Annotated in this window: 1 protein-coding gene; it reads right to left on the bottom strand. The window is 59.0% G+C overall.

The window, feature by feature from the left end:
* Positions 1-329: hypothetical protein (locus AOA60_RS32880; RefSeq protein ID WP_158235079.1), on the bottom strand; the 329-nt coding region annotated here is incomplete at both ends.

Raw genomic sequence — 329 nt, 5'->3', positions numbered from 1 at the left:
ACGAAATCAGCGCCCTTTTGGGTCAGCACAACGTTGTTGCCGGAGATGCTGTAGTAGCCATCAACGTTGCTGGTGCCCGTGAAGGTGATGGTCAGGCCATCGCGCGGAGTTTCTTCGTCGGTGGCCGTGAAGGTACCGGCGACGGTGCCGACTGAGGCAGAGTTTTCTTCGATCGTGGTCGGAGTAACTTCAATCACCGGTACATCGTTGACCAAGGTCACAGTCGGCTGACCTTCGCCAGTAGAGCTGAGGCCACCGGCGTCGGTGACGGTCAGGTCGATCTTCGGCAGCGCGTTACCCGCGTTGACGAATTCGGCACCTTTGGCCGT

It is taken from the genome of Pseudomonas sp. 2822-17, assembly GCF_002742485.1.
In the GTDB taxonomy this organism is placed as follows: Bacteria; Pseudomonadota; Gammaproteobacteria; order Pseudomonadales; family Pseudomonadaceae; genus Aquipseudomonas; species Aquipseudomonas cyclaminis.
This window is presented reverse-complemented; position numbering and strand designations above follow the sequence as displayed.